The sequence below is a fragment of the Halomonas sp. genome, assembly GCF_033549285.1.
Classification (GTDB): Bacteria; Pseudomonadota; Gammaproteobacteria; order Pseudomonadales; family Halomonadaceae; genus Halomonas.
Map to the genome: position 1 here is coordinate 1 of NZ_JAWSUJ010000161.1, position 5,543 is coordinate 5,543.

Genomic DNA, 5,543 nt, shown 5'->3' on the forward strand with positions numbered 1-5,543 from the left:
GCTCGGCAACGCCGGGGCCGCGGAGGCCACCGGGGCAACGAGAAGCCAACCGGCGGCGGCCAGGGAGAAAAGACGAACACGCATCATGAACACTCTCCTTGGCTCGCTATCTCAGCTGGAATTCCAGGCGCTGCCGGGCGCGACGCAGACCCTCGGCCGGCGCGAACCGCCACTGCGCCACCGCCTGGCGGGCAGCGTCGTCGAAGACGTTGCGTGGCCGGGCGGAGAGCACGCGAACGCTCTCGGCATCGACGCGGCCGTCGGCACGGATCACGAACTCCAGCTCCACATGGCCCTCCAGGCCGCGCCGCTGGGCGCGAGCCGGATAGGCGGGCGGCACCCGCTCGGTGGGCGCGACCTGCCCCACATCCACCGGTTCGCTGCTGGCCAGCGCGGCGCTGGCCGTCTCGCCGGACGAGTCGGTGGGCGGTGCCTCCTGGGTGGACGACGAGGCGTCCGTACGGGGCTCAGCCACCGGTTGCGGCTCGGGCTCAGGTTCAGGCTGTGGCTCCGGTACGGGCCGTGGCTCCGATTCTGGCCGCGCTTCGGTGAGCTCCGGCAGTTCGCTGTCCAGCTCCGGTGTCTCGGGCAACTCCGGCGGGAGTTCCGGTTCCGGATCGGGCAGCGCCATCTCGCTCTGCGCCAGTGGCGCGGGCTCGGGCATCGGCGGCGGTACCACCGCCTCCGGAGGTGCCGGGGGTGTGGCCTCGACGGGTGGCTCGGCCGCCTCGGCTTCCGGCTCGGGCTGGGGCGCCTCGACGCGGGTCAGCGACATGCGCATCTCCCGTACCTCGATCTCCGGCTCCGGCGGCGAGACCAGCAGCGCCAGCAGCCAGAACAGCAGCAGCGCCAGGGCCGACCCGGCCAGCACCGAGACGGTCACTCGGGTCATGGCGCGCGACGGGTCGCGGCTACCGCGACCTGCTCCACGCCGGCCTCGCGGATGCGGTCCATCACCTCGATCAGCAGGCCGGTGGTGGCCTCGCGATCGGCCTGGATCACCACCCCGCCATCGCCGCTGACGAGTGCCGCCACCGCGTCGCCGACGCGATGGGCATCCACCGGCTGGCCGTCCACCCAGACGGCGCCCTCGGGGGTGATCGCCACCATCAGCTGGGCATCGGGCTGCGGGCTGGCGGCACTGGACTCGGGCCGCTCGATCTCCACCCCGCTCTCCTTGATGAAGCTGGTGGTGACGATGAAGAAGATCAGCATGATGAAGACCACGTCCAGCATCGGGGTCAGGTTGATCTCGCCGGCATCGCCTCCCTCGGCGGCCAGGCTGCGGCGTCTACGCATGGGACTCCTCCACGGCGCGGGCCAGCCGGTCATGAAGCCGCTGCTCCTCGCGCCGGATGATCTGTTCCAGTCGGCTGGTGAACAGCAGGCCCACCACCGCCACCGCCATGCCGGCCAGCGTCGGCAGGGTGGCGCGCGCCACGCCGTCGGCCATGGCCCGCGCCTGGCCGGTGTCACTCAGCGCCAGGCTGTCGAAGACGGCGATCATGCCGGTGACGGTGCCCAGCAGCCCCAGCAGCGGGCAGAGCGCCACCAGCAGCTTCAGCCAGGGCAGCGGGCGCCGCAGCCGTGAAATCAATTCACGGGTCCAGGCCTCGCGTAGCGTCAGGGCGCTCCAGCTGTGGTGGTCGGGACGCGCCGTCCAGCGCGCGATCAGGCCGCGGCGGGCGCGACGATAGGTGAGGCGGAAGAACAGCACCCGCTCCAGGGCCAGGCTGAACAGCAACGCCGCCACCCCGGCGATGCCGACCAGGATGATCCCGCCGGCATCGACCAGCCGCGCCAGGGGCTCAAGCCAGAGCGGCAGCACGACGCTCGCTCCCGGAGGCTGTGGGGGTGGCCCGGCGATGCTCGAGTTGCGTGGCCAGGGCCGCGCTGGCCTGGCCCTCCATCACCCCGGCCAGGTGGCGGCTGCGCCCCGCCAGCGCGGTATGGGCGAACAGCAACGGCACGGCGGTGATCAGGCCCAGCACGGTGGTCACCAGCGCCTGGCTGATGCCGCCGGCCATCAGCTGGGGGTCGCCGGTGCCGAACACGGTGATCGCCTGGAAGGTGACGATCATCCCGGTGACGGTGCCCAGCAGGCCCAGCAGGGGCGCCACGGCGGCGAGCAGCTTGACCAGCGGCTGGCCGCGCTCGAGGCGCGGCAGCTCGGCCAGCACCGCCTCGTCGAGGCGTGCTTCCAGGGCCTCGGGCACGGGGTCGTCGGCGAGCGCCCGGAAGCGCAGCAACACGCGACCCAGGGGGTTGTCCTCGCGCAGCCGGCTGAGGTCGCGCAGCTGGCGGCGCGTCGCCACGCTCACCCTCAGCAGGTAGGCGTACTGGGCCAGGGCCACCAGCAGGCCGATGGCGCCCAGGCCCACCACCACATAGCCCACGGCGCCGCCCTGGTGGAAGCGCTCCATGAGGCTCGGCCGCTGGGCCAGGGCCTCGATGACCTGGCCGCCGGCGGGGTCCAGCCCCAGGCGGTCACCCTCCCCGGCCTGGAAGTCGGCGAGCAGCTCGCTCAGCTCCCCCGGCGTGCGAGACGCCGTGGCGAGCACGCCCTCCTCGGCGCCACGCTTCAGCAGCTGCCCCTCGCTGAAGGCCGCCAGGTCGCCCAGGCGCACCACCTCGCGGGTGGCGACCTGGCCGTCGCCGCCCGCCACGGGCGCGTCGAAGGCGACCACCCGTCCGGTCTCGGCGGTCAGCGCCATCAGCGTATCGCCCAGGGTCTCCAGATGCTCGGGACGCAGCACCTCGGCGTCATCGAGGCGCGGCGGCAACTCGGCGCCGCCCACCGTGATCCAGCTCTCGGCCAGGGCATCGCGCAGCTCGCCGCTATGACGCGCCAGGGTATCCAGCACCGCGGCCAGGTCCTCTCCCTCCCCGGCCTGGCGCTCGTCGAGCGCGTCACGACGCGACTGCTGGGCCTGCTCCTGTTCCGACAGGACCGCGAAGCGTGTCTCGGCCTCCTCGTGGCGTTCCCGGGCTTCCTCGAGGGCCGCCTGCAGGGCATCGCGATCCTCGACCAGCTCGGCCAGCCGCGCCGCATCGCGGGCCTCGGCCGCCTCGCGCTCCGCGCGCAGGGTGGTCAGGGGCTCGTCCTGGGCCTGGGCGGGCAATACGGCAGCCATCAGCACAGCCATCGCGAGCCCTGCCAGCGCACGATGCGCGACATGCGTCCAGGAATGACTCATGGGCTCGCCTCCGCGGGGGTGGTCGTCTCTGCCCGCTCGAGGGGCCGGGAGATCGGCAGGGTCAGCAGCTCCGGGGCCCGCTGGTCACGGGCGATGCGCAGGCCGTGGCGCAGCTCGACGCGTCCGGCCTCGTCCAGGGCCTCCCAGCGCTCGGCCTCGGCTCGCCAGACGCCACCCTCCCGGCCATCGGGGGTCAGGTAGTAGAGCCCCACCCGCCCCAGGCGCAGGAAGTCCACCTCACGGCGGGCGCCGCCCTCATCTTTCCCCTCGTTCAGGATCCCGCGCCAGGCATCCAGCTCGCGGCCATAGTCGAGCTCGGTGCGCCAGGCGGCGAGGAGTCGATCCAGGCGCTCCGCGGCCGAGGTGTCGGGGTCGTCCAGGCCGGCTTCGAGGCCCTGGGCGCGGGCCAGGCGCTCTGCCTTCAGGAACGGCAGGTCGCGCTCCACCCAGGCCTGCAGGCGGGATACCAGCGCCTGCTCGAGCTGCGGCAGCGCCTCGCGGGTCTCCGCCAGGGTATCCAGCGCCGCCTCGCGGCGGTCCAGGCGTTCATCCTGGCGCTCGAGGCGGGGCGCCAGGGCATCGCTGCGCGCCTCCAGGCGCCGAGTCTCGGCCTCCAGGCGGCGCAGCTCGGCCAGCATCTTGCGACTCTCGTCATCGGCCGCGTCGATGCGCGACTGGAGCTCGGCCTGGGCGCGCTGGGCCTGGCGAGCCTCCTCGACAACGGGCTCCTGCGCCTGGAGCAGGCCGCAGGACAGCAGTCCGAGGGCGATGCCGGCCGGCAGTTGTAAGCGAAAGGTCCTCACCATGGCTCTCCGTCGTGGTCCCGGGCAGGGCAGCCACCATGCCACCAATACGAACGATTATCAATGCGTAATGATGGCGCCAGCCCCCACACGATGGTGCCATCATCGGGCCAGGGATGCCGTGGAGTGGCGCGACTGACCTGCCGGACACTGACCTGTGACAACCCTGGTGATCCAGGTCGCCTGCGCAAGAAAAGAGCCGCACCCCCAGGGGGTGCGGCTCGACCGGCGATAGAGGGACCCGGCATCAGGCCGTGGCGTTGCGGTAGCGACGCTCGACATCCTCCCAGTTGATCACGTTGAAGAAGGCCGCCACATAGTCCGGGCGCTTGTTCTGGTACTTCAGGTAGTAGGCGTGCTCCCAGACATCCAGTCCCAGGACGGGCGTATTGCCGTCCATGATGGGGCTGTCCTGGTTGAGGGTATTCTCCACCACCAGCTTGCCCTGCGGTGTCACGCTGAGCCAGGCCCAGCCGCTGCCGAAGCGACCCAGCGCCGCCTTGGTGAAGGCCTCCTTGAAGGCATCGAAGCCGCCCAGTTCGCTGTCGATCGCCTGTGCCACCTGCCCCTGCGGCTGGCCTCCGCCATCTGGCGACATCATCTGCCAGAACATCGAATGGTTGGCATGACCGCCGCCGTTGTTGATCACGGCCTGGCGCTTGCCCTCCGGCACGTGGTCGAGGTTGGCGATCAGTTCCTCGACGTGTACATCCTCGAGGCCGGTCCCCTCGAGGGCCGCATTGAGGTTGTTGACATAGGTCTGATGGTGACGGGAATGGTGGATCTCCATGGTCAACGCATCGATGTGCGGTTCCAGGGCATCGTAGGCATAGGGAAGGTCTGGAAGGGTATGCGCCATGATCACTCCTCCTCGTTGGTTTCCATCGGGACGCGTGGTCCCGTGTCACCCCAAGGATGGCAGGGATGCACAGTTGTTGCTAATGATTCCTGTTATCCCTTGTATAGAAGATGTTAATCGACGCCCTGAACGACGCGAGCCGGCCCTCGAGGGGCCGGCTCGCGCACTGGCGCAATCTGGGAGCTCTCTCCCTACAGCTTTTCTGCTCGAGTTCCGGCAGCGCCTCGAAGAGGTCCGCCACCAGGCCGATGACTGTCGAGAGCGCCACCTGGAAGATCCCGATCTTTCTTACAGCTTGCTTTCCAGCTCCGGCAGCGCCTCGAAGAGATCCGCCACCAGGCCGTAATCGGCGACCTGGAAGATCGGCGCCTCCTCGTCCTTGTTGATGGCGACGATCACCTTGGAGTCCTTCATGCCCGCCAGGTGCTGGATGGCCCCGCTGATGCCCACGGCGATGTAGAGGTCCGGGGCGACGATCTTGCCGGTCTGGCCCACCTGCATGTCGTTGGGCACGAAGCCTGCGTCAACCGCGGCGCGGGAGGCGCCGATGGCCGCGCCCAGCTTGTCGGCGATGCCCTCCAGCAGCTTGAAGTTGTCGCCGTTGCCCATGCCGCGGCCGCCGGAGATCACCACCTTGGCCGCGCCCAGCTCGGGGCGGTCGGACTGGGCGAGCTCCTCCTTGAC

7 protein-coding genes are annotated in these 5,543 nt (G+C 70.5%); all 7 read right to left on the minus strand.

Annotated features, from left to right (window positions below; genetic code table 11):
• Nucleotides 1-106 precede the first annotated feature (106 nt).
• The gene (locus tag SCI24_RS20605; RefSeq protein ID WP_318727153.1) at nt 107-892 is read right to left on the minus strand and encodes a TonB family protein; all 786 of its coding nucleotides are present in this window, start codon (nt 890-892) and stop codon (nt 107-109) included.
• The gene (locus tag SCI24_RS20610; RefSeq protein ID WP_318727154.1) at nt 889-1,299 is read right to left on the minus strand and encodes a biopolymer transporter ExbD; all 411 of its coding nucleotides are present in this window, start codon (nt 1,297-1,299) and stop codon (nt 889-891) included. The genes SCI24_RS20605 and SCI24_RS20610 overlap by 4 nt, the downstream gene beginning before the upstream one ends.
• Complete coding sequence (locus SCI24_RS20615) at nt 1,292-1,825, minus strand: MotA/TolQ/ExbB proton channel family protein (protein ID WP_318727159.1); 534 nt, start codon at nt 1,823-1,825, stop codon at nt 1,292-1,294. The genes SCI24_RS20610 and SCI24_RS20615 overlap by 8 nt, the downstream gene beginning before the upstream one ends.
• Nucleotides 1,809-3,197 (minus strand): MotA/TolQ/ExbB proton channel family protein, encoded by a 1,389-nt coding sequence (locus SCI24_RS20620; RefSeq protein ID WP_318727155.1) that lies wholly within the window; start codon nt 3,195-3,197, stop codon nt 1,809-1,811. The genes SCI24_RS20615 and SCI24_RS20620 overlap by 17 nt, the downstream gene beginning before the upstream one ends.
• Entirely contained in the window at nt 3,194-4,000 is an 807-nt protein-coding gene (locus SCI24_RS20625; protein ID WP_412930319.1) for a DUF3450 domain-containing protein, read from the minus strand. The genes SCI24_RS20620 and SCI24_RS20625 overlap by 4 nt, the downstream gene beginning before the upstream one ends.
• Nucleotides 4,001-4,247: 247 nt before the next feature.
• Nucleotides 4,248-4,859, minus strand: a complete 612-nt coding sequence (locus SCI24_RS20630; RefSeq protein WP_318727157.1) for a superoxide dismutase — start codon at nt 4,857-4,859, stop codon at nt 4,248-4,250.
• 288 nt (nt 4,860-5,147) lie between these two features.
• Nucleotides 5,148-5,543: FAD-binding protein (locus SCI24_RS20635; RefSeq protein ID WP_318727158.1), on the minus strand; the 396-nt coding region annotated here is incomplete at its 5' end.